This window comes from Weizmannia acidilactici (assembly GCF_008974185.1).
Classification (GTDB): Bacteria; Bacillota; Bacilli; order Bacillales; family Bacillaceae_C; genus Weizmannia; species Weizmannia acidilactici.
In genome coordinates this window covers 1-23,806 of the sequence record NZ_BKZP01000014.1, presented here as the reverse complement: position 1 = coordinate 23,806, position 23,806 = coordinate 1, and the positions used below count along the sequence as shown (strand labels likewise).

21 protein-coding genes, 1 pseudogene, 1 riboswitch and 1 other annotated feature are annotated in these 23,806 nt (G+C 46.5%); of the genes and pseudogenes, 12 read left to right on the top strand and 10 right to left on the bottom strand.

Features of this window, described 5'->3' with window-relative positions; translation table 11 throughout:
* Positions 1-231 precede the first annotated feature (231 nt).
* Positions 232-711 (bottom strand): class I SAM-dependent methyltransferase, encoded by a 480-nt coding sequence (locus BpJC4_RS07760; RefSeq protein WP_253693627.1) that lies wholly within the window; start codon positions 709-711, stop codon positions 232-234.
* 302 nt (positions 712-1,013) lie between these two features.
* Positions 1,014-3,005 (bottom strand): oxidoreductase, encoded by a 1,992-nt coding sequence (locus tag BpJC4_RS07755; RefSeq protein ID WP_151697743.1) that lies wholly within the window; start codon positions 3,003-3,005, stop codon positions 1,014-1,016.
* 225 nt (positions 3,006-3,230) lie between these two features.
* Here BpJC4_RS07755 and BpJC4_RS07750 point away from each other — a divergent pair, with 225 nt between their 5' ends.
* Together BpJC4_RS07750 and BpJC4_RS07745 are read left to right on the top strand one after the other, a co-directional pair.
* On the top strand, positions 3,231-3,779 hold the full coding sequence (locus BpJC4_RS07750) for a TetR/AcrR family transcriptional regulator (RefSeq protein WP_308689742.1): 549 nt from the start codon (positions 3,231-3,233) through the stop codon (positions 3,777-3,779).
* Positions 3,780-3,846: 67 nt separating this feature from the next.
* Positions 3,847-4,842: an MBL fold metallo-hydrolase gene (locus tag BpJC4_RS07745; protein WP_151697742.1), complete on the top strand. Its 996-nt coding sequence runs from the start codon at positions 3,847-3,849 to the stop codon at positions 4,840-4,842.
* On the opposite strand, the gene BpJC4_RS17115 is transcribed toward BpJC4_RS07745, so the two are convergent.
* The 3 genes from BpJC4_RS17115 to BpJC4_RS07725 form a co-directional block, all read right to left on the bottom strand.
* Positions 4,806-5,243 (bottom strand): hypothetical protein, encoded by a 438-nt coding sequence (locus BpJC4_RS17115; protein ID WP_371862172.1) that lies wholly within the window; start codon positions 5,241-5,243, stop codon positions 4,806-4,808. The genes BpJC4_RS07745 and BpJC4_RS17115 overlap by 37 nt on opposite strands.
* Before the next feature lie 195 nt (positions 5,244-5,438).
* Complete coding sequence (locus tag BpJC4_RS07730) at positions 5,439-5,714, bottom strand: hypothetical protein (RefSeq protein WP_151680580.1); 276 nt, start codon at positions 5,712-5,714, stop codon at positions 5,439-5,441.
* A gap of 155 nt (positions 5,715-5,869) precedes the next feature.
* Positions 5,870-7,261 carry an MFS transporter gene (locus BpJC4_RS07725; RefSeq protein WP_151680579.1) on the bottom strand — a complete coding sequence of 464 codons (1,392 nt, stop codon included), beginning with the start codon at positions 7,259-7,261 and terminating at the stop codon, positions 5,870-5,872.
* A 580-nt stretch (positions 7,262-7,841) separates the two neighbouring features.
* Positions 7,842-8,111 (top strand) — a binding site (T-box leader).
* 44 nt (positions 8,112-8,155) lie between these two features.
* On the opposite strand from BpJC4_RS07725, the gene BpJC4_RS07720 reads away from it, so the two are divergent.
* A complete protein-coding gene (locus BpJC4_RS07720) occupies positions 8,156-9,010 on the top strand; it encodes an SAM hydrolase/SAM-dependent halogenase family protein (RefSeq protein WP_151680578.1) in 855 nt (284 codons plus the stop codon).
* On the top strand, positions 8,994-9,335 hold the full coding sequence (locus tag BpJC4_RS16305) for a hypothetical protein (RefSeq protein WP_216643712.1): 342 nt from the start codon (positions 8,994-8,996) through the stop codon (positions 9,333-9,335). The genes BpJC4_RS07720 and BpJC4_RS16305 overlap by 17 nt, the downstream gene beginning before the upstream one ends.
* Positions 9,336-9,498: 163 nt before the next feature.
* Here the strand turns inward: BpJC4_RS16305 and rbsK are convergent, their stop codons facing one another.
* The 4 genes from rbsK to BpJC4_RS07700 all read right to left on the bottom strand — a co-directional run bounded on the left by rbsK (position 9,499) and on the right by BpJC4_RS07700 (position 12,747).
* A complete protein-coding gene (gene rbsK / locus BpJC4_RS07710) occupies positions 9,499-10,377 on the bottom strand; it encodes a ribokinase (RefSeq protein WP_151697741.1) in 879 nt (292 codons plus the stop codon).
* A 144-nt stretch (positions 10,378-10,521) separates the two neighbouring features.
* Positions 10,522-10,695 carry a hypothetical protein gene (locus BpJC4_RS16120; protein ID WP_172967500.1) on the bottom strand — a complete coding sequence of 58 codons (174 nt, stop codon included), beginning with the start codon at positions 10,693-10,695 and terminating at the stop codon, positions 10,522-10,524.
* Between the two features lie 180 nt (positions 10,696-10,875).
* Entirely contained in the window at positions 10,876-11,094 is a 219-nt protein-coding gene (locus tag BpJC4_RS07705; protein ID WP_151697740.1) for a hypothetical protein, read from the bottom strand.
* Positions 11,095-11,604: 510 nt separating this feature from the next.
* The gene (locus BpJC4_RS07700; RefSeq protein WP_151680576.1) at positions 11,605-12,747 is read right to left on the bottom strand and encodes an IscS subfamily cysteine desulfurase; all 1,143 of its coding nucleotides are present in this window, start codon (positions 12,745-12,747) and stop codon (positions 11,605-11,607) included.
* Between the two features lie 87 nt (positions 12,748-12,834).
* On the opposite strand from BpJC4_RS07700, the gene nadB reads away from it, so the two are divergent.
* The 3 genes from nadB to nadA are packed head-to-tail and all read left to right on the top strand — an operon-like array spanning position 12,835 to position 16,341.
* Complete coding sequence (gene nadB / locus BpJC4_RS07695; RefSeq protein WP_151697739.1) at positions 12,835-14,427, top strand: L-aspartate oxidase; 1,593 nt, start codon at positions 12,835-12,837, stop codon at positions 14,425-14,427.
* A complete protein-coding gene (gene nadC, locus BpJC4_RS07690) occupies positions 14,396-15,247 on the top strand; it encodes a carboxylating nicotinate-nucleotide diphosphorylase (protein ID WP_151697738.1) in 852 nt (283 codons plus the stop codon). Before nadB ends, nadC begins: the two co-directional genes overlap by 32 nt.
* On the top strand, positions 15,244-16,341 hold the full coding sequence (gene nadA, locus BpJC4_RS07685; RefSeq protein ID WP_151680573.1) for a quinolinate synthase NadA: 1,098 nt from the start codon (positions 15,244-15,246) through the stop codon (positions 16,339-16,341). The genes nadC and nadA overlap by 4 nt, the downstream gene beginning before the upstream one ends.
* Before the next feature lie 341 nt (positions 16,342-16,682).
* Here nadA and BpJC4_RS07680 read toward each other — a convergent pair whose 3' ends face one another.
* The gene (locus BpJC4_RS07680) at positions 16,683-17,855 is read right to left on the bottom strand and encodes an ROK family transcriptional regulator (RefSeq protein WP_151680572.1); all 1,173 of its coding nucleotides are present in this window, start codon (positions 17,853-17,855) and stop codon (positions 16,683-16,685) included.
* 211 nt (positions 17,856-18,066) lie between these two features.
* Between BpJC4_RS07680 and xylA the strand changes: the two genes are divergently transcribed.
* The 5 genes and pseudogenes from xylA to BpJC4_RS07655 form a co-directional block, all read left to right on the top strand.
* A complete protein-coding gene (gene xylA / locus BpJC4_RS07675; RefSeq protein ID WP_151680571.1) occupies positions 18,067-19,401 on the top strand; it encodes a xylose isomerase in 1,335 nt (444 codons plus the stop codon).
* A gap of 58 nt (positions 19,402-19,459) precedes the next feature.
* Positions 19,460-20,962: a xylulokinase gene (gene xylB, locus BpJC4_RS07670; RefSeq protein WP_061574232.1), complete on the top strand. Its 1,503-nt coding sequence runs from the start codon at positions 19,460-19,462 to the stop codon at positions 20,960-20,962.
* Positions 20,963-20,989: 27 nt separating this feature from the next.
* A pseudogene (locus BpJC4_RS07665) lies at positions 20,990-22,369 on the top strand (sugar porter family MFS transporter).
* Positions 22,370-22,482: 113 nt separating this feature from the next.
* Positions 22,483-22,585, top strand: a riboswitch (TPP riboswitch).
* A gap of 100 nt (positions 22,586-22,685) precedes the next feature.
* A complete protein-coding gene (locus BpJC4_RS07660; protein ID WP_061574234.1) occupies positions 22,686-23,450 on the top strand; it encodes an ABC transporter permease in 765 nt (254 codons plus the stop codon).
* A gap of 12 nt (positions 23,451-23,462) precedes the next feature.
* Positions 23,463-23,806 (top strand): ABC transporter substrate-binding protein (locus BpJC4_RS07655; RefSeq protein WP_172968351.1); only part of this gene is annotated, 344 nt, incomplete at its 3' end.

Here is a 23,806-nt window from a genome sequence, read left to right as displayed (position 1 = left end):
TGGGGCCCCCTTTTTTATGTAAGGTAATGTTATCTGAGAATGTTGATGATCGCGAAATTCACCCACTTTCCGCTTCCATCGCGAGCCTACTCGCACAAGGGGTCTCTTCTTGCTCGCTTTTCCCGCAGGAATTTTAGAAATTAGCGATCATCAATATATATAGAGAGAAAAATGATTTAACGATTTGTTTTCCTGCTTAAAAGGAGTTTTTGGGACAGCTCCTTTTTTCCGTTACATGCAGACAGCCGTGAGTAATAAGCCTTTGTAGTAGGTTTCGACCGTGTGCATCTGGAAACCGACCTGTTCAATCATGAGCAAGGTGTTGCGGTTCAAGTGGCAACCGGCGCAGATCCTTTTCCAAAACGGCATCAACAGATCCTGTGCCTTCGCAAGCATTGGCTGCTCCATTTTCACATGCTCGAAGAAAAGATAAACAGTACCGGGCTTGCCGACCCATCTGATTTTTTTCAAGCTTTTCTCCGGATCCGGAATTGTGCAGAAAACGAATGTGGACACGACCGTATCAAAGGAAGTATCCGGAAAATCGAGCTGTTCCGCGCGCATCTCGTGGCAATGGATGGGAACAGCTGCAGCTTCAAGCCGCTGTTTCGCATTCTTTTGCATTTCCTTGTCCGGTTCAATGGCGTCGACCTGCTCCACATTCCGGTAGAGCGGAAAATTAATGCCCGAACCGGAGCCGATTTCGGGCACACGGCCTATCGCTTTTGCAAAAGCTGTTCCCTGATCTTTATGAATTTTTTGCTTTCAGCGGCTTCATTCCGAAGTCATATACATAAGGAAACCATTTGCCCACCAAAAAAAGCTCCTTTCTGTAAATCATTTTAACATGAACATTACGTTCTTATTTTCTCAGCGGTAATCCCGGAGAAATAAACAGAAAAGTTAGAGGAATCAGCGAAAGGCCCCTTTGAAAAACGAAACGAAGAAAACCCATTGGGATAAATCATTTTCCCAATGGGTTTTCTTGGAGTAGCTCCTATTTCCGATAAACCTTACAAATTCGCTGCCACTTCATATGCATCCCAAATGGCATACATGATATTCGCGACTTTGCGCGCATCCCCGATGACATGAAGGTCGGCAATGTCAAATTTCAATTCCTCATAAAGCGATTTTTCCGATGTATAGCCGACTGCCAATACAATGCTATCTGCTTCGATTTCCTTCAGTTCCCCGTTCACATCGACAACCGCCGTTTTTTCCGTCGTATCCACGACTTTGGAAGAAGTGTAGACTTCCACGCCTTTAAACGGCACAAGCCTTTCCAGCATTTCCGAGTTGGCATGGCAAAGCGGGCCGTTGACAGCCAATAATTTGTCCTGGATTTCCACGAGCGAAACTTTTTTTCCTTTTTCCGCCAGGTGCAGGGCAAGCTCGCAGCCGACGAGACCGCCGCCGACAACAACCACATTCTCACCTGTGTCTACCTTATCAAGCAACACATCTTCTGCTGTAAATACTTTGTTTTGATCTCCCAAAGGCAAAATTTTCGGATTGGAACCTGTTGCAATCAAAACAGCGTCAACATCGGCTGCCTGAATTTCTTCTTTGGTCAGCGTCGTATTCAAGTGGATTTCGACACCAAGTTTTGCAAGGGTATGTTCATACCAGGCCACCAAAGCAAGGTCGTCCTCTTTAAAATCAGGCGCACCGCCCGGAATGAGATTTCCACCCAAACGGTCCGATTTTTCAAAAATGACCGGTTCATGGCCGCGGAGTGCAAGCACGCGGGCGGCCTCGCATCCGGCCACGCCGCCGCCTGCGATCAAGACGCGTTTCTTTCTTAACGCCGGTTTCAGCGCCGCTTCTTTTTCCCTGCACGCAGCCGGGTTAACCGCACAGCCTAAAGCAGAATATTCCTGGATCCGGCCCATGCAGCCTTCATGGCATGACAGGCACGGGCGGATATCTGCGACCTGCCCGGTACGAAGTTTATTGACATAATCCGGATCGGCAAGAAGCGGGCGGCCGAGGCTGATAATATCGCATGCCCCGTCTTCCAGTGCGCTCAAAGCGAGGTCAGGGTTGTCCATACGCCCGGCACAAATGACCGGCACATCAACCGCTTCCTTCACAAGTTTTGCATACGGGATATAAAGCCCTTTCTTTTGGTACATCGGCGGATGGCTCCACCACCACGAATCATACGAACCGACATCGACATCTAGTGCATCATACCCGTAAGAAACAAGCAATTTCGCCGCTTCAATGCCTTCTTCCAAATCGCGGCCTTTTTCTTCAAACTTTTCGCCCGGCAGCGCCCCGTCCCGCCAGTCTTTGATAAAACTTTTCGGGCTGAAGCGGAGCGTAACAGGGAAGTCTTCACCGCAGCGTTTTTTAATTTCTTCCACAATTTCCCTTGCAAAGCGGAGGCGGTTTTCGAGCGGACCGCCGTATTCATCCGTGCGGTGGTTGAAAAACGCAATCGCAAACTGGTCGAGCAAATATCCTTCATGGACAGCGTGGATCTGCACCCCATCAAAGCCGGCACGTTTTGCATTGTACGCCCCGTCTCCGAATTTGCGGACAATCGAGCGGATTTCTTCCACCGTTAATTCCCGGCACGTTTTATCGAGCCAACGGTGCGGGATCGGGGACGGCGCGACAGGCGGATATTCGCCCAGGTTTGTCGGGATCGTCACTCTACCGAAACCGGCGCTCATCTGCAGAAAAATTTTTGCATCATATGCATGGATGCGTTCCGTCATTTCCCGGGAAGTCCGGACAAAGTGGACAGGATTATGGGTCGGGCACGGCACATTCGGCATCCCGTGTTCTTCGACTTCATTGTCAACAAAGGTCACACCGGTAATAATCAGCCCGGTCCCCCCGCGCGCACGGGCAGTATAATACTCGATCCCGCGTTGATTAAATCCGCCTTCCGCATCGGCCAATCCAAGAGGTCCCATCGGCGCCATCGCATAGCGGTTTTTCAATTCCAAGTTTCTGATTTTCACGGTTTCAAAGAGCTTTTTATACTTCATTTCAATATCCTCCTCGATGTTTCATTTTCATCGAACGGATTCGGTGAACACACTCATTATAAAATAGCCATGCAGAAAAATCGGTGGACAAATTGTGAATGTTTTCACATATACTGTGAAAATCATTGACAAGTCCGGCTTTTGAAATTTATTTTTACATACCATAAAGAAATCGGGGAATACATGATGGAAGGGAAACCGTTAACGAAAAGGTAAAAACAGGCCATCGAAACGAAGAACCATATTTTTCAAACGGCAATGGAGCTGATCGCAACAAAGGGTTATGAAGAGATCAAGATCGGGGAAATTTGCCGGCAGGCCGGTGTCTCCGTCGGCGCATTTTATCATTATTTCCCATCCAAAAACGACTTGCTCATTGAGATGTACAGCCTCGCCGATTTATTTTTCGCGGAACAGGTCCGCGACAGGTTGGAAAATCTGGACTTTTACCACAAAATTGTGGAATTTTTTACGATTTACGCCCAATACAATGAAAAAACCGGAGTCAGCGTCGTGAAACAGCTTTACCATGTCGAAAACCGCCTGCTCATCCAAAAAGGGCGCGGCATGCAACAGGCCCTCACAAAAATCATCGAAGCCGGGCAAGCCGCCGGGAAAATTTGTACGGACATACCCGCGGACGAAATCACGGAATACCTTTTTATCGCAGCAAGGGGCGTCATCTATTACTGGTGCCTGCACGATGGCGGATATGATTTGCAAGGGTTTATGAGAGGATATATGGGCAGACTGGTGAAAATATTTTTGAAATAGACAGAACAATCCTTTTCGATTATGATAAAAATAATGAATGAGCATTCATTGTTGAGGAGGATTATACATGTCGTTTACAAAAATCGGGCCGCTTACTGTCATTCCAGGAGAAAATGGAAGCCGCGTCCCGTTCAGCACCTCGCTGCTCGTGAAAGGAACACACGGCGCTGCCCTCATCGACTGCGGGAGCGGATATCAAGTTTTAAATGAGATCAAAAATGCCTATTCCGTCCGGTCTGTGTATCTCACACACTATCATCTTGACCATATTTGGGGTGCGTATCTTTTTAAGGATGCAGAGCTCCTCATTAACCCTTATGACGTGAAAAAACTTTCCGATCCAGAAGAGCTGACAAAGGCAAGCGGAATGCTCAACCCCACCGACCCGCACAATCAAGAAAAGTGGATGAAACAGCTGTTTGAAAAACCGCCCGAAAACTGGAACCGGCCGCACTGGCAGCCAGTCATGAACCTTGTGGAAAAATGGTATCCGTATGATCAAGAACTGGATGTTTTCGGCACAAAAATGGTCATGATCCATGCGCCCGGCCATACACAGGGGTACTGCTGCCCGTATTTTCCGGAACACGGCGTCCTTTTTGCCGGCGATTTTGACCTGACTTCTTTCGGCCCGTGGTATAACAATGCCGATTCGGATATCGATGAATTTATTGCTTCCGCGCAAAAAACGCTGGAAACCGATGCACGCATTTTCATCACTTCCCACCAAAAAGGGGTGGTAGGAAGAAAAGAATACGAAGAAAAGCTCAAACAATATATTGGCAAAATTGAAGAACGCGAGGAAAAAACGCGGTCTGCCATCAAAAGAGGACTCGTCCCAAGTGAAATCGTATATGAAGAAATCTTTTACTACCGGGAAAGCCATCACAAAAACCCGCAGCTCATGATCTCCGAAATTGTCGGCATTGCCAAGCATATCGACAGGCTGGTGAAAAACGGGGAACCTTTTGAAGATTATTTTGAAGAATTTCTGCGTTATTTTGGACTAAGCAGGGAAAATATTTTTTACCGGAGCGGGCCGATGGGAATCATGGCACAGTAACAGGAAGCGGCGGGGGTATTCCCGCCGGCGGTTTCCTCCACAAAAAACAACACCGATACGATTAAAACACAACATCCGCTGCCATCTTTCTCAACTGCATTTTCAAAATTTTTCCTACCCCGTTGCGCGGTAGGGTATCCAAAAACACAATTTTCTTCGGCGTCTTGTTTTTCGCGAGATGCTCCTGACAATATACGAGCAGTTCTTTCTCTGCCGTTTGATCCCCCAAAAGCTCGTGCCTTTTTTTGCAAATCCTTGATCACACACACCCGGCTCAAGACCCGGCCTCCCCTCGCACTCATTTTTAAAACATCCTGCTCCAAAGGCATCAATTCTTTTTTCACAAACTCCCGTACTGTCCGCTGAATCATTTTTTGTTCGTCCGATAACGTAAAATCCACTGATCATTCCCCTTCATTTCTGTAACAAAACTGCCCGCTATTTGAAGCTTTTCAAACTTCCTATCTTAATCAAACCGGTTGACCACCGTTACGCCCATGTCTCATAACGGGGCATTACTTCGATCTCAGCGCCCGCTTCATTTAAAGAAATGCGTTTTGTGGCAAGCTGCACCGGATTCAGCTTCCCGGCCCCGATCATTTCAAGCATATGGGGATAATGCGGCGCCGGCATGCCAAGCGAGCCGACCAATTGCAATGCAATTGGTTAAACACAGGCAAGCCGTTTTTGCTCTGTGGATAGTTCCAAGCTGCAATTGCCTGCCCCCTTTTTCTCAATGACAGCACCGAATTTAAAATTGCATCGGCAACGTCAAGCGCATCAATGGATACATGCGCGCCGCATTTTGTGATTTCCTTAATCGCTTCCGGCGCCTGCTCCTGCTTACTGTTGATCGTATAGGCAGCCCCCATTTTTTTCTCAAATCTACTGACTTTGGGACATCCACTTCAACAGATGCTAAAGTTCGTTTCAGGGCAAAGATTATGGCATAACGGACCTTAGACCGCCGATAAGAGCCGTTTCAAGGGAAAAATCATGTTAAATGGGATTACCCCGCAAGCACCCGTTATTTTGAGAAGCGCATCCCGGTTTCCCCGATCATATGCGGATCATACGCATCCCCTATATTTTCGAGCGGACGCCCTGTCGTTTTTGGTGCCAGCAGTGCGATATCCAATATGACAATGAGCATTGCCGCCGCAACAATGACAAACATCACGGCTGCACCTTCATTTTCCAGCACCGGAAGCAGCACAAACGGCATTAACCCACTCATGATGCGGCTGATGCTGTACGCCATTCCGGTAGCGCTCGCCCGGATTTCGGTCGGAAAAATTTCCGCCTGCAACACGTGAAAAGCATTTGAAAAAATGTTGCTGCAAAGCGTATATGCAAATCCAAACACAATGATCAAAGAAGGCGATCCGCCGATCCCAAATAAAATGCCAAATACGCCCATACAAAAAGCTGAAAGGCAGACCAGCCACTTACGATCCATTCTCTCAATCAGCGGGACAGAAAGCAATGAACCGAGCGGATATCCGATAAATGACAGTGCGATATACTCAAGTGAATGGGTGACAGTATATCCTTTTGATGCCAATACAAGTGGTGCAAGCGTACCAAAGCCGAAGTAACCGACCGTTTGAAAGATTTGAAAAATATAAAGCATAACCGTACTTTTAAGGAATCTTTTTTGGAAAACCGCGCCCAATAGATTCCCTTGTGGCGCTTTATCCGCAGGTTCTGCCTGTACTTCCGGAAACGGTCCTACCCCTTTCCCGCCTTCCCAGAATTTCTCCAGCATTGCACCTGCTTCCCGAATTCTCCCTTTAGAAGCAAGCCAGCGCGGAGACTCCGGCAGGGCACGGGCCGCCATTAAGGCGATAACTCCCCCGGCTGCGCCGATCATGAATACCCATCTCCATCCTTCCATCCCAAATGGGCTTAAAGGCACAAGTGCGCGGGAAAGAAATCCCTCAACCGGCACGGCCAGAAAACCAATCGTATAAGCCCAGGCAATATATTTCCCACGTTTCGCCGACGGAATCAATTCACTTAAATATGTATCGCATAACGCCGGCTGCGCGCCAAGGCCCATTCCCGCCAAAAATCGGAAAAAGATAACCGTCCCGACATTCGGGCTAAATGCAATGAAAAGAGTAAAAAAGCTATAAATGCCTACATTCAGCATAAAAGCCCGCTTTCTGCCGTAACGATCCGCAATATTGCTCAGGAAAATGGCCCCGATAAACATCCCCAAAAAGCTGGAACCAAGCAGCAAAGGCATTAGTGAGGCGGATACATGAAATTCTTCTCCTAATACGCTGGATAGTACACCCGCAAGAAAAAGCTCAAAGAATTCAAAAAACAGCCCTAATCCAATTACCGCAGTTGCCCTTTTTTGCGCTTTTCCCACTGAAAGCATGTCCAACTGGTTCCCGATCGTCTGATTCAACGTGATACCTCCCTGAATACTTATTTTTATCGGCCGGTTGCAGTTCCTCATCTTCTGAAATTCAGCGCACCACCCCCGAAGATTTCCAATATTGTATGGATTCCCAACATTATAAAAATTAAATAACTTCATAATAAAATTTTCAAACCAATTTGTCAACTTTTTTCAGTCAAATCTGAAGAAAATTATGTACTAAAAGAAGGAAGAACATTTTACATAAAAAGATGATGTTGAAAATGGAATATTGATGCTGCGATCACTTACGGCATCAGACGCCTCCTTGGCAACGGTAACAAAATAAGCAGGGCCTCTTATTCTGCAACATTTCAATTCTTTTTTATGCAGGGTAAGCCATAAAAATGCAATAGAAAGGTTTTCGCCGTAGGCACGGCGGAGCCACCTGGGGACCGTTCATTTTTTCTGTACGATCAAATACTTACAGTAATGTAGTACAAACTGCGTGCGGAGAACAATTTTTTTCGAAAAGCGCCAGGAATAATGGGAACGAAAAAGTATTTTATCAAATTTTCCATCTTGAACTTTCAAACTATAAAGTCTATAATAAATTTAAGCTTTATTTGAAAAAACGATGAAAAGGGAAAGTACGGTTCACGAATTTTCACAGAGAGCTTCGGGAGCTGAAAAGAAGCAAAAGGACGGACCGGAAAAATGGCCTTGGAGTTCCGTGCTGAAAGCTTTTTAGAAAGCAAGTAGGTTCCGGCGGGGGGAGCGCTCGTTAAAAGCGCCGCAGTATAAAGAGCTTTTGTGCTTTCGTACTGGCTGAGGCTGTTTATGCGAGTAAACAGCGAATTAAGGTGGTACCGCGTCCGATTTTAACCACGCCCTTAAAAGATTAAGGGTGTGGTTTTTTATTTGCAATCAGGAGGAATCAAAATGACAAAACCATTGGTACTGCAAACAGATTTTGGCCTGTGCGACGGTGCTGTATGTGCCATGAACGGGGTGGCGATCTCTGTTGAACCGTCGTTAAGGATCTTTGATTTGACCCATGAAATCCCGCCTTACAATATTTGGGAAGCCTCTTACCGGCTGTACCAGACCGTTTCTTACTGGCCGGCAGAAACCGTTTTTGTGAGCGTAGTCGATCCCGGCGTTGGTTCCGACCGGAGGAGTATCGCTGTGAAAACAGCGGACCATCATTATATCATTACACCGGATAACGGCACCCTCACCCACATGAAGAAAAACATTGTTGCCGCGCGGGAAATTGATGAAACGGTCAACCGGCTCCCGAATTCCGAGGAATCATACACGTTCCACGGCCGCGATGTATATGCCTACACTGGGGCAAGGCTGGCGGCGGGGGTCATTACGTTTGAAGAGGTAGGCCCGGAAATTCTGGTTGACACCATTATTGAACTGCCGAAAAAAGACTCGGTACTCAAAGACGGCGTCATTGAAGGAACCATCGACACGCTCGATGTCCGCTTCGGCAACTTATGGACGAATATCGACTCCGGATTGTTCAGGCAATTGGGCGTGAACTACGGCGATTCCTTTGAAGTCACCATCTTCAATGAATCGCGCCAGCACTACAAAAATATCATGACATTCGGCCGTTCTTTTGCTGACAGCCATGTCGGCGAGCCGCTTTTGTATATCAATTCACTGTACAAACTCGGCATCGCGATCAACCAAGGCTCTTTTGCCAAAGCCTACCATATTGAAACAGGCTCCAAATGGCATATCACGATCCGAAAAGCGCAGAAAATTGTTTATAATCAGTAAATATTTTTTTAATTTTACAAAAATAATCAAGAGAGGAAAAACAGGTGCAAAAAACAGAAGATCAATCGTCACGATTGTTGCCATCGGAATCGGTGCTGCTGTCTTTATCATTTTGGGCAGGTTCGCCTCCATTTCAGATGTGCAGCTCGGCTATGCGGAGGAAATCAAAGCCGTGTTAGAATCCCATGATTTTAGAGTGGAAGTCGACGGCAAAAAAGAAATGGAAAACCGCACTGTTTCTTTACGGAAACATCAGGAGGGGGATGTCGAGATGATGGCGATGGTAAATGTCGTAGAAAAGTTTAAAGAGGAATTGAAGGAATAAAGAGCGGCACACGATGCAGTTTTGACATTTATCCGTGCCGGAAACTTTCTGTCTAAAAGCCGCTTCACTGCTTCTGCATCAGGAAATGTATCTTTATTATCCAGGATAGGCCCTTGTTTCTCCTGGATTCCTTGCATAAAAAGGGCTTTTGGGGAAGCCCTTTTTAACGATGTTTTTCCAATTCCTCCCTAAACGGCATTCCCCCCTGCGCCCCGAATTTTGTCACAGACAAAGATGCCGCGCGGTTGGCAAACCGGAGGGCTTCCTCCATTTTCTTCCCTTCTGCCACTGCAACGGCAAAAGCGGCATTAAAGGTATCCCCCGCCCCTGTCGTATCCACGGCTTCAACCGGAAAAGCCGGAACAACGATTTCCCGGCTCCCGTTGAAAAAGCGGGCGCCATTTTTCCCTTCTGTAATGATCAGCTTATTGGGAAACTGCTTTAAAGCTTCCGAACGAGGCATTCCGTTAAACAGCACATCACATTCGTGTTCATTCGGCGTAATAAAAGCAGCCCGTCCAATGAGTTCCCCCGAAACCGAACGGGCCGGGGCCGGATTTAACAAAAGCGGGATCCGGTGCCTGCTGCAAAGTTCGGCCGCATACTCCACCGTTTTCACAGGGATTTCCTGCTGGATCAAAACGATATCAGTACTAGTGACGGCTTCTTCCGTTTTTTCCAAGTATTCCGGCGTGACAAAATCATTTGCGCCTTTTACGAAAATGATGCTGTTGTCCCCCTTTGCCAATGTGATATGGGCCGTTCCCGAAGCGCAATTCGCAACCGGCATCATAAATTGTATATTGACGCCATTTTTACGCAGATTTTCAAGGATTTTTTCCCCATACACATCATCCCCAACCCGGCCGACCATCGTCACTTCTGCCCCGAGTCTGGCCGCGGCCACTGCCTGGTTTGCCCCTTTACCGCCAGGCACAGTTTGAAAAGAGTTTCCGATAACGGTTTCGCCGGCAAGCGGCCTTCTCTCTGCAGTGACGACCAAATCCATGGAACAACTGCCAATGACTGTAATATGCACCATCTTTTTTCCACCTTTCAGCTGCACATTCCGATTTTTGGAAAAACTTTTCTGCATTTTTATTATACAAACCGTTATTGAAAATTTGGAAACAAAGTCATTTTAGAAATGCTCGTACTTTCACTTGCTAATTCGAGTGGCTGCGCTTTAATACTCTTCATTATTGCAGTACAGCTTTCGGCGTTTTCCGAGGACTGCGGATGAATACGCTCTTCCAATATTCGCCGCGAGCAATCCGGCCAGCAAAAACGATACGTCCTGAAAAACTAAATATTCCGCTACACTGACAACGGCGGCAATTACGCCAAAAAAATCTGGCATTTATACTTTGCCGGGGATGTCGGAGGGTCTGTCAGCATGATGAATGAAAGAAACAACACGGATTGGATATATGGATCCCTGAAAACCCCGCTTACTTCACTTAACTGAGTAACCTCAACCAGAATAAATAACAAAAATAAACACTTAAGAATGACAGGACTTGCGGAAACTTATTGACAATCATAAAACCATTGATGATGGCAAAAGCGGCAGCCCGCCCCGCCAGCTCTGGCTGCTGTGGAACAGAAGGATCGAAACAAACAGCCCGAATGCAGCCGTTAAAGACCGGCTTCCGTGCCGCAAATAAATGTTTTGAACCGATGCAACCAGTGTAGTCACTGCTGCCTGATACCATGGGGCGGAAGTGCTTAACACCATGGAAATCACCAGCACTGTCACCAATGTGCCATCAGGAAACAGGTGCCTTCTGTTTTACCTGATGCCCACCGCCAAATCTGCCGTCATTCCGGTAATAAAAGCAGCAGCAAAATTTACAAGCCCTTTTATATTGCCATCATGGATCCATTTCCATACATACAACTAATACAGGGACCTGGTTGCTACTTTTTTCCTGCCGCGTGCATGCACCGGTTCGTTTCTGCCGTGCCTTTCCGTCTGGTCCATATTAATCTTCTTTCACTCCTTCAACCTTCTGTACTGTATTTTTTCATGGAAGTGCTGAACATCATGCCTTCAAGGCCGTTTTCCTAAATATTTTACATCCCCTCTCTTTTGTCTCTTTGACGCTTCCTAAGAGTCATTCACACTGCCTTACTGCTCTCTTTTGTCTCTTTAAAGCTTTCTAAAAGACATTTCCTCTGTCTCGGAGCGCAGATTTGTCTATTTGTACTTTCTTTATAACGATTAAAGAAGCGGAGTAATCTTTTTAAAAAGGGTCCTCGGACAGAACTATATTTTAATACCAAACGGATACCGTATTTTCCCATACACAGCAGCAATCTTTTTCAACGTCTTCCCAAGCAAAACGACTTCTTCTTTTGTGGTATAACGCCCGAAAGAGATTCTGAAAAATTGGTCGGATACTTCTTTCGGATATCCCATCGCTTCTACCGCCTTGCTGCCGCCTTCGTGATGTTCCTGACAAGCGCTGCCTGTCGAAATGGCAAACCCCGCTTTGTTGCATTCGAGCAAAACAAGCTGCCCCTGCACACCCGGGATCATGCATCCAACCAAAGAGGGGAGCTGAGCCTCAGGAGCCCCTTCAATAAAAGTAACCATTCCGCCAGACGCCTGTTTCAATAGATTCCGAAATGCCCAGTCCCGTTCACGCTCAATGGAAATGTCTTCCACCGCAACGGCGAACCCCGCAATGCCAGGCACATTTACGGTCCCGCCACGGATGCCTTTTTCGTGCGACAGGTGCGAGAAAACCGGCTTTACCACGCAGGAAGGATGGATATACACCGCCCCCACGCCTTTTGGCCCGTGAATTTTATGCGAGGAGACCGTAATACTGTCCACAAAAGGAATGATGCTGTTTAAATCCGCTTTTCCAAACGATTGCACGCAGTCGGAATGGAACAAAATGCCCCTTCCTTTAACGATCCGGGAAATATCCCCGATCGGCTGGATTGTACCGATTTCCTGATTGAGATGCTGGATGGAAACAAGCACGGTATCCGGCCGAATCGCCTGCTCTAACTTGTCCAAATGAAGCGTGCCCTTTTTTGTAAAAGGGATCCTCGTGACTTCAAACCCTTGCTGTTCCAAAAAACTGAGCGCCGAATGGACAGACGCATGTTCCGCCATTGAAGAAATAATATGTTTTCCCTTATTAGCCGCGCCCATTGCCAACGAAAGGATTGCCAATAGATTCCCTTCCGTGCCCCCGGATGTAAAATATATGCTTTCGGCCGGGATGCCGAGATATCCGCTGATCAGCGCCCGCGATTTTTCCAACACCGCATGCGCATTCGTCCCGATATCGTGCAGGCTTTCGCTGTTCCCATAGAAATGTTTAGCCGTCTCCATATACGCTTCAAGTGCCAACCCGCTCATCTTTGTCGTTGCCGCATAATCAAAATAATGCATCGTAATCCCCCAATAAAAAGTACTTGTCATTAGTTTAATTTTGTGCAAATATAAGTGTCAAGACAGATGTAAAGTAAGGAGATCACTATGGCAGAAAATATCATTATTCTGGGCAGCGGGATTGCGGCCCTGCAATTGGCAGCCCATCTGAGCGGCCGGTTCAATGTAACCATCATTACAAAGTCGGCAAAGAAAACGAGCAATTCCTATAAAGCCCAAGGAGGGATTGCAGCCGTCCTCTCGCCGGAAGATTGCTTCGAATTCCACATGGAAGACACGCTCAAAGCAGGGCGTTTCCACCACGCTGACAAAGAAGTGGAAAAGCTTGTAAAAGAAGGCGCCGCCGCTGCCAAAGCTCTCATCAAAAGCGGGCTTCCCGTGGACAGGCTGCCGGACGGGGAGCTTGATTTGGGGCTGGAAGGCGCACACACGGCGCACCGCATCCTCCATTGCGGCGGGGATGCGACAGGAAGGTATGTCATCGAGCATCTTCTCGGACAGCTCGGCGAAAATGTCCAAGTCATTGAACATGAACTGGCTTTTGAATTGCTGATATCACCGGAATCCGGAAGTGTCATCGGGGTCAAAACGAAAACGGCAAGCGGCAAAATCCGCCGCTATTTCGGCGCGCACACGGTCATTGCAACGGGCGGGCTCGGAAGCTTGTATCCTTTTACATCGAACCATCCGGAAATCATCGGCGACGGCATCGCCATGGCTTACCGGGCAGGCGCGGAACTGGCGGATATGGAATTTGTCCAGTTCCATCCGACCCTTTTGTTTGCCGGCTGTGGTGCTAAAGGGCTCGTGTCCGAAGCAGTGCGCGGGGAAGGGGCGGTGCTTGTTGACGAAGACGGCAATCCCATCATGGCAAACGCCCATCCGTTAAAAGACCTTGCGCCGAGACATATCGTCGCCTACCAAATCTACCAAACTTTAAAACAACGGAAAAAGGTATTCTTAAATATCAAGACAATCAAAAACTTTGAAAAAAGATTCCCGACAATTACGGAAATTTGCCGACAAAATGGGGTGGATATCCATTCCGGCCTCCTTCCTGTCGTACCGGGCAGCCACTTCTTTATGGGCGGCATTCTCACCGACACATATGGAAGGACAACAGTAAAAGGACTGTATGCCATCGGGGAGGTAGCCTGCAGCGGCGTCCACGGCGCAAACCGACTGGCAAGCAATTCCCTTTTGGAAGGGCTTGTATTCGGCAAGCGGCTGGCGGAATTTTTGAACGGACAGGCTCCGGCCGGGACCCCTGATAAAACCCCTGAAGAAAGCCGCCCTCCATTAATCCCGGAACTAGTCCGGTTTCTAGACACGGACGAGTTAAAGAAAAAAATGATGGAAAAAGCCGGCATCATCCGGAACGAAGCTGCATTGCAAGCCCATCTGGAATGGTTTAAAGCATTGGAGGCAGATACTTTTTCTGATTTCTCGCTCGATCATCTATCAAGGGAAGAAATTGAAAAAGTATTCATGTTTACAAACAGTTTTCTGATCACCCAATCAGCGCTCTCCCGGACGGAGTCGAGAGGTGCCCATATTCGCGCGGATTACCCGGAAGAACGGGAGGAGTGGAAAGGCGTGCATCTCATCCATTCGAAAGCAAACGGCATAGCCAAAAGGAGAGGTTTACATGAACAGGCTCAAACTGCAATCCATGCTTAAATATTTTTTCATGGAAGATATCGGGGACGGCGATATCAATACGGAATATATTTTTCCGCCTTCGCAAAAAGGCAAATTGACTTTTGTCGCAAAACAAAGCGGGATTTTTTGCGGGAAAGCCGTTGTCGAAGAAGGATTCCGGCTCCTTGACAACGCAATTGAACCGCACATTTATGCGGAAGACGGAATCCCGATCGAAAAAGGCCAGGTGCTTGCGGAAATCCACGGGCGGATTGCGGGCCTCCTTGCCGGCGAGCGGGTCATCCTGAATTTACTCCAGCGTATGTCGGGAATTGCCACAACGACACATGCCGCCGTCCGCGAAACAGAAGGAACCCGCGCGAGGATCTGCGATACAAGGAAAACGACCCCGGGGCTCAGAATGCTTGAAAAATATGCCGTCAAAGCAGGCGGCGGTTTCAACCACCGGCGCGGCCTGTACGATGCCGTCATGCTGAAAGACAACCATATCGCATTTGCCGGCAGCATTACCAAAGCTGTGCAAAAAGTGAAAGCAAATATCGGGCATACAGTAAAAATTGAAGTCGAAATTGAAACGAAAGAACAGCTGCTGGAAGCCATTGAAGCCGGTGCCGACATCATTATGTTCGACAACCGCACGCCGGAAGAAATCAAATTATGGATTTCCCTTGTCCCAGGCCACATCATAACCGAAGCATCAGGCGGTATTACGATGGAAAATATCCGCTGTTATGCCGAAACCGGGGTCGATTGGATTTCGCTCGGATTTTTGACCCATTCTTATCAGGCGCTCGATATCAGCGCGAGCGTTGAAAATGCAAAGGAGGTTCTTTTATGAGCTTGCTGGAAACCTTGCAGGTGCAGACATTGCCGGAAAAATACAAATCTCTTACACAGGATGAAATGGAAAAAAGGATTTGGGAGATCAAAAAGGAACTCGGCGCCAAACTTTTTATTCCGTGCCACCATTACCAGCGCGAAGAAGTATACCAGTTTGCCGATGCAGCCGGCGACTCGCTACAGCTTGCACAAATCTCGGCAAAAAACCGCGATGCCAAGTATATTGTGTTCTGCGGCGTGCATTTTATGGCGGAAACGGCGGATATTTTAACATCAGACGAACAAACCGTCATCCTCCCCGACATGCGTGCGGGCTGTTCAATGGCGGACATGGCCGATATTCACCAAACCGAACGGGCATGGGACATGTTGCAGCAGCTGTTTGGTGACACGATCCTGCCGCTCACCTATGTGAACTCCACTGCAGCCATTAAAGCCTTTGTCGGGCGGAACGGCGGCGCAACCGTGACTTCTTCGAACGCGAAAAAAATGGTGGAATGGGCGTTTACCCAAAAGGAACGGATTTTCTTTTTGCCGGACCAGCATCTCGGCAGAAACACCGCCTATGATTTAGGAGTCGATTTAAAGGATATGGCGGTTTGGGACCCGATCCGGAATGAACTGATTTATGAGTGTGCGCTTGAAAACATTAAAGTCATTTTATGGAAAGGGCACTGTTCCGTCCATGAGCATTTTACCGTCAAAAATATTGAATTTGTGCGCAAAAAATTTCCGGACATGCAAATCATCGTCCATCCGGAATGCTCGCGCGAAGTCGTTGCCCATTCGGACTTGAACGGCTCAACGAAATACATCATTGAAACGATCGAAAAAGCGCCTGCCGGAAGCGAATGGGCAATCGGCACTGAAATGAACCTCGTGCAGCGCCTGTTCAAAAACCATCCGGATAAAAAAATAATTTCACTTAATCCGGTGATGTGCCCATGCCTGACGATGAACCGGATCGACCTGCCGCATCTCCTCTGGTCGCTGGAAAATATCATGGAAGGCAAAGAAACAAATGTCATTAAAGTCGATGAAGTGACTGCCAGTGATGCCGTTTTGGCATTGGAGCGGATGCTTCAGCGTTAAACGCATGAGGTTATTAGAAAACTCTTTGCTTATTTTCCTTTGAAACATTTTGGCGCGGCTGTGCACCGTTTGTCTTTTTGAGCAATCTTTGAACCGTTTAATGCGGGCTCGACATTTGTCTATTTAGCAGCCCCAATTAGACACTTCGGGGAGGCTGGTCACTGCTTTGTCTTTTTAAAATGAATTTTAGGAAAAAGGGATGTCCAGCCGTCAATTAGCTTTTGGAACAATCCCCCTTTAAGAGCTTCGATAGACACTTAGGGAAAATTTTCCCCTTGAAACAGAAGCCTTATAGGCAAAATTTCCCGGTTAAAAGGAGCTTCGGGCCAGCCCTTTTTTCTTTAATTCCCATACAATTGTTCGGATTCCATCAGAAAGTCATGCACAATAAAAGCCGCTGCCCCCATGGCTGTCGCGTTCCGATTTAATTGGGACAAGTAGATTTGATGATTTTGGCGGACATATTTCGATACTCTGGATGTAATCGTGCTTTGTATAGCATTTAATACAATCGGGTTAGCCTGGATCAGATTACTGCGAAGTACAATCGCTTCGGGGTTAAATGCATTAATAATATTGGTAAGCCCGATTCCCAAATAGCACCCTAACTTTTCGAGCTCCCGGATAGTTTCACTGTCATTTTCGCGAATACACTTGGTTGCTTCTTCCAAGGTGATCCGCTGCTTGTTCTTCACTTTACATAATTGATCATAAAATGCTTTTTCCGACGCGTAAAGTTCCCAACAGCCTTTATTGCCACAGCCGCACTGCCTGCCGTTAAAATCAATGGACATATGGCCCATTTCCCCCGAGAAACCTTCCGTACCGCGGTATAATTGATCATTTACAATGATGCCGATACCGATACCGATTCCGATGCTGACATAAATGCCGTTGCTGCAATGCTTTAAGGCACCAAACAATTTTTCGCCGTAAGCCCCGGCATTTGCTTCGTTATCCACCCATACAGGGCAGTCAAAATGCTCTTCCAAAAGTTGCTTCAAATCCACATTCCGCCATCTGGAATTTGGCGTAAAGAGCACCTTTTGCTGGAGGTTTACGAACCCGTGGACACCGGCGCCTATCCCAATAATCCCATACGGTGATGAAGGCGCTTTGCTTGCAACAAGCCGTATCCTTTCGATGATAACCGATTTCACCATATCAAATGAAGGATCCTCAATTTCACAATAATCGCTGTATATCATGCCACCTTCCAGATCCGTTAAAACCGTTAAAATATAGTTTACCCCTATATCCACACCAATGGCATAACCGGCATTTTTATTAAACACCAGCATGACCGGCTTTCTTCCCCCACTGGATAATCCCGTTCCGATTTCTTTCACTAAGTTTTTTTCAATCAGCGACGAAATCTGTGAGGAAATCGTTGCTTTATTTAATCTTGTGATTTTCGCCAGTTTAGCACGGGAAATTTGATCATGTCTTACGATTTCATTTAAAATCACCCGCTGGTTCTGGTTTTTGATAAAAGTTTGATCAGCTGTATTCATTAGAATGCATCTCTCCATTTCGTATGTCCAATAAACGAATTCGCCGCTTTTTTATTTATTATATCAAAATTATATCGAAATTCGGTTGTTTTTTTCAAACGATCGTGCTAATATAAACACATACTTAGTTTAACTGTTAAACAAAGTAATCACCCAATATTTTTTAGGGCCCTATGTATGCGTTTACAAAATTTTATAGGAGGAAGCAGCAATGGCATATTTTCCAAACGTCAGCAAAATCACTTATTCTGGTAAACAATTAAAAAGCGATCTTTCGTTTAACCATTACAATCCGAAAGAAGTCGTCGCCGGCAAAACGATGGAGGAACATCTGCGCTTCTCGGTTGCATACTGGCACACCTTTACTGAGGCAGGGACTGACCCGTTCGGCGCAGGATCAAAAGTCCGCCCGTGGGATCGTTTCTCAGGCATGGATCTTGCGAAAGCAAGAGTAGAAGCGGCGTTTGAGTTTTTTGAAAAACTTGGAAACCCTTACTTCTGCTTCCATGACCGCGACATTGCCCCTGAAGGCGATACATTAAGAGAAACAAACAAAAATTTAGACGTTATCGTTGCAATGATTAAAGATTATATGAAAACAAGTAAGGTAAAACTGCTTTGGAATACAGCAAACATGTTCACCAATCCAAGGTTCATGCACGGCGCGGCAAGTTCATGCAATGCAGATGTATTCGCTTATGCTGCCGCCCAGGTGAAAAAGGCACTGGAAATCGGGAAAGAATTAGGTGCTGAAAACTATGTATTCTGGGGAGGGCGTGAAGGCTATGAAACTTTATTAAATACCGATATGAAACTGGAACAAGAAAATATGTCCAGATTCTTCCATATGGCTGTCGACTATGCAAAAGAAATCGGATTCGATGCCCAATTCTTAATTGAACCGAAACCGAAAGAACCGACGAAACACCAATACGATTTTGACGCCGCTACCGCCATTGCATTCTTGAAAACCTATGATTTGGATAAAGATTTTAAATTGAATTTGGAAGCCAACCATGCGACACTCGCCGGACATACTTTTGAACATGAAATCCGTGTCGCAAGGACGCACGGCATGCTGGGATCTTTAGATGCTAACCAAGGTGATCCGCTGCTTGGGTGGGATACGGATGAATTCCCGACAGACCTTTATTCCACAACACTTGCCATGTACGAAGTATTGAAAAACGACGGCCTTGGCAGGGGCGGATTGAACTTTGATGCAAAAACGCGCCGGACATCATTTACACCGGAAGATCTGTTCTATGCGCATATCGCCGGCATGGACAGCTTCGCCCTCGGCTTAAAGGTTGCCAACCGCCTGATTGAAGACAGAGTATTCGATGACTTTATCGAAGAACGCTATAGCAGCTACAAAGAAGGCATTGGGGCCGATATCGTTTCCGGCAGAGCCGACTTCAAATCTCTGGAAAACTATATTCTGGACAAAAAAGAAATCACTAACCAGTCGGGAAGGCTGGAACAACTGAAAAATACACTGAACCACTATATTGTCCAAGAAGCGTATCAAGGCGCTTTAGCTTAAAAATATGGATCCGGCCTGCCTAAAGGGCGACCGGGTCTATTTTAGCGAGGAGATTACCATGAAATATGCTATCGGTGTGGATTTAGGGACAAGTTCAGTGAAAGTGCTGCTTGTCGATCAGAACGGCCGGGTGGTTTCATCCGTATCAAAACCCTATCCATTAATCCAACCGCGGCCAGGCTACAGTGAACAGGATCCGGAAGAATGGGTGGAAAAAACAGTCCAGGCTTTAAAAGAACTGGTGGAAGAATCTAAAGTTCCCCGGGATGATATTGAAGGGCTCAGCTTTTCCGGCCAGATGCACGGCCTCGTGTTGCTCGATGAAAACTACCGGGTCATCCGCAATGCCATTCTATGGAATGATACAAGAACGACAGAACAATGCAAACAAATCGAACGGGAGCTGGGCGGCAAACTGCTTGAAATTACGAAAAACCCCGCTTTGGAAGGATTTACGCTTCCAAAAATCCTTTGGGTGAAGAAATACGAACCGGAAAATTTAAAAAAAGCACGGGTCTTTTTATTGCCGAAAGATTATCTCCGTTTCCGGTTAACCGGAACAATTGGCATGGATTATTCCGATGCAGCCGGCACGCTGCTTTTAGATATTGTAAACAAATCGTGGAGCACGGATATCCTGCGCGCTTTTGATATCCCGTCTGGAATCTGCCCGCCGTTAGTGGAAACAGAAGACGAAGTTGGGAGATTAATACCTGAAATCGCAGAAAAATGCGGTTTGTCCCCGGACGTGAAAGTATTTGCCGGCGGGGCGGATAATGCCTGCGGCGCAATCGGTGCGGGGATTTTAGAAGAAGGTAAAGCACTCTGCAGTATCGGCACATCAGGTGTTTTCCTTTCTTATGAAAAAGATAAAAACAAAAACTTCGGCGGTAAAGTACATCTCTTTAACCACGGGCAAAAAGATTCCTATTACACAATGGGCGTCACTTTGGCTGCCGGATATAGTTTGTCCTGGTTTAAAGATACATTCGCAAATTGCCAGCCGTTTACGGATTTATTAGAGGAAGCCGCGCTCTCCCCAATCGGCGCCAACGGGCTGATTTTTACCCCTTTTCTTGTCGGGGAACGGACACCTTATGCAGATGCAAAAATCCGTGGCACATTTACGGGAATAGACAGTTCCCATACGAAACGAGATTTTGCCCGCGCAGTGATTGAAGGCATTGTGTTCTCGATTCATGAAAGTGTTGAAATTTTCCGCAACTACGGAAAGAAAATAGACACGGTCATTTCGATCGGCGGTGGCGCCAAAAGCGACTTATGGCTGCAAATCCAGGCCGATGTTTTTAATGCGACAGTCATCAAACTGCAGAACGAACAAGGCCCGGGTATGGGAGCCGCCATGATCGCCGCAAGCGGATTAGGCTGGTACCCGTCTTTAAAAGATTGCACAGAAGCTTTTATCCAACCAGGCCAAACATTCGAACCGATACCTGAGAATGTCAGCCGCTATCAGGCATTTTACCAAGTATATAAAGATGTATATCCGCATACCGTTGCGATCAATCACCAGTTGTTTGATTTAAGGAAAACCAATTGATCTTTCAAAACTTGGGAGGGAAAATAAATGAAGTTTAAAATAAATAATGGCCTGATTTATTTTTTCGGAGCATTAGGCGGTTTGTTGTTTGGCTATGATACAGGGGTAATTTCCGGCGCCCTTCTTTTCATAAAAAGAGATTTACACTTAACATCATGGACAGAAGGGGTTGTCGTTAGTTCCATTTTATTCGGCTGTATGATTGGTGCAGCGATTAGCGGGGCATTATCAGACAGATGGGGAAGGAAAAAGGTTGTCCTGCTTGCTGCAACAATATTTTGTATCGGTGCATTAGGTTCGGCACTGGCCCCAAATACAGGGATCTTAATCCTTTTTAGAATCATACTTGGATTGGCAGTTGGAAGTGCATCTGCGCTTGTGCCAATGTATTTATCGGAAATGGCACCGACTGCTATCCGCGGAGCATTGTCAAGCCTAAACCAGCTGATGATTATGGTCGGAATTTTACTGGCTTATATTATCAACTACGCCTTTGCTGCTTCTAGAGGGTGGCGCTGGATGCTGGGATTTGCATTCATACCCGGTCTATTGCTACTGATTGGAATGTTTTTTCTGCCAGAAAGTCCCCGATGGCTGCTTAAACAAGGAATGGAAAAGGAAGCCAGGTCTATTTTAAACTTTATGAGGAAAAACCAAGGCGTTGAAGAAGAAATCAAAGAAATCAAACTTGCAAATGAACTGGAAAAAAATCAAGGCGGTTTCAAAGAAGTAAAACAAGCATGGGTACGCCCGTCTCTAATCGCCGGCATCGGACTGGCTGTCTTCCAGCAAATTATCGGATGCAATACTGTCCTTTATTACGCCCCGACAACATTTACGAAAGTCGGTCTCGGTGATTCTGCTGCAATTTTAGGAACCGTTGGAATCGGGATCGTCAATGTCATCATAACAGCCGTTGCTGTTCTCATTATTGACAAAGTTGGTCGAAAACCGCTTTTACTCATTGGAAATGCCGGGATGTCGATCGCTTTATTTATACTTGGTATTGTAAGCGCTTTGCTTGGCTCGTCCCCTGCCGCCAGTTGGACTACAGTCGTATGCCTGGCTGTCTATATTGCTTTTTTCTCATTAACTTGGGGGCCGGTTGTTTGAGTCATGTTGTCGGAAATATTCCCGCTTAAAATCCGTGGAATCGGCATGGGGATCGGCAGTGTAGCAAACTGGCTTGCGAACTTAATTGTTTCACTAACTTTTCCTAAATTAATAGAACAATTTGGCATTAGCACGATGTTCATCGTTTATGGCATTATGGGTGTTTTAGCATTTATCTTTGTAATAAGAAAAGTATCGGAAACTAAAGGGAAAAGCCTTGAACAAATTGAGATTGAACTTAGGAATAAATCATCTGACAAAGGCCTTAATCTCACACATTCAATGCAAAAGTAACAATTACGCATACGGCCGGAAAATTTACTGCCGGCCATTTATTCCAGCTGACCATTCCGATTTTCAATTGATTATGCTATAATTGCTTATATTCCAAACGAATAAAATATGCATGATTTCACTAGGGGAGCCACTGGCTGAGACGGGGCACCATGCTTCGGACCCTTTGAACCTGATCTGGATCATACCAGCGGAGGGAAGTGAGTACATAATGTGACATTACGGCCGCTCATTTCTCCGGAATTGGGCGGTTTTTTATTTGCGGAAGGAGTATGGCCCAAACGGTGAATCATGCACAACAAAGGGGGTCGAGTAAATGAAGTGGCAAAAATGGGCGCAAGATTACGGGCTGTTTTGTATTGTTACGATCGTGATAATCAGCGGATGGCAGTGGATCGTACAGAAAGGGTTTGTCCCGTCTTTTATCCTGCCCTCCCCTTCCCAAATCTATGAATCTTTTATGGCAAACCGCAGGCAATTAGTCGCCGTGCATTTGCCTGTAACATTGGAGGAAGTTTGCATCGGGTTTATTTTATCCGTTGCGGGCGGGGTCGCGCTTGGCGTCATCATGTATGTTTCCAAAACAGCGGAAAAAATCTTTTATCCATTTCTTGTGATCTCGCAAACTGTACCGCTCGTTGCGATTTCGCCCATATTTATGATGTGGTTCGGTTACACGATTTGGAGCAAAGTCGCCATTATTATTTTAACGGCCATCTTTCCGGTTGTGATCAGTACCTTTGACGGACTAAAAGCTGTTGATTCCGCCTATCAAAACCTGTTCCGGACAATGGGCGCCGGGCCGTGGGTGATTTTTCGAAAGCTCCATATTCCGATGGCGCTTCCCTCATTTTTGTCCGGGCTGAAATTATCCATTGTTTATTGCGTTACCGGGGCTACGATCGGGGAATGGCTCGGGGCAAACGCAGGGCTCGGCTATTTCAGCAGGCGGATGTCCGGATATTTGCAGGCAGGAGCTGTCTTTTCTGCTGTTTTTCTGCTGTCCGCGCTCGGCATGATATTATTTTTGCTCGTTTACGCGATCGAAAAAAGCATTTTGAAATACAGAACAAAGGCTTAAGGGGGCTTTCCAATGAAAAAACTATGGATTTTAACGGCTGCGCTTGCATTGATATTGGGTGCCTGCAGCAGCCGGGCAGACCACACATCAAAACATCATTTGCAAAAAATAACCATTATGCTCGACTGGTATCCAAATGCTGTCCATTCTTTTCTTTATGTTGCGCAGGAAAAGGGGTATTTTAAAGAACAGGGCTTGGATGTCAGCATTAAAATGCCGTCTGATACAAACGACCCATTAAAACTTGTCGCCGCCAATCAAGTAGATATTGCGCTGAGTTACCAGCCGCAAGTGTTAATGGCACGTGGAGTGAGTCAAGTTTTTGCGGGAGGTCCCTCTCAACCTTCGATATTTGA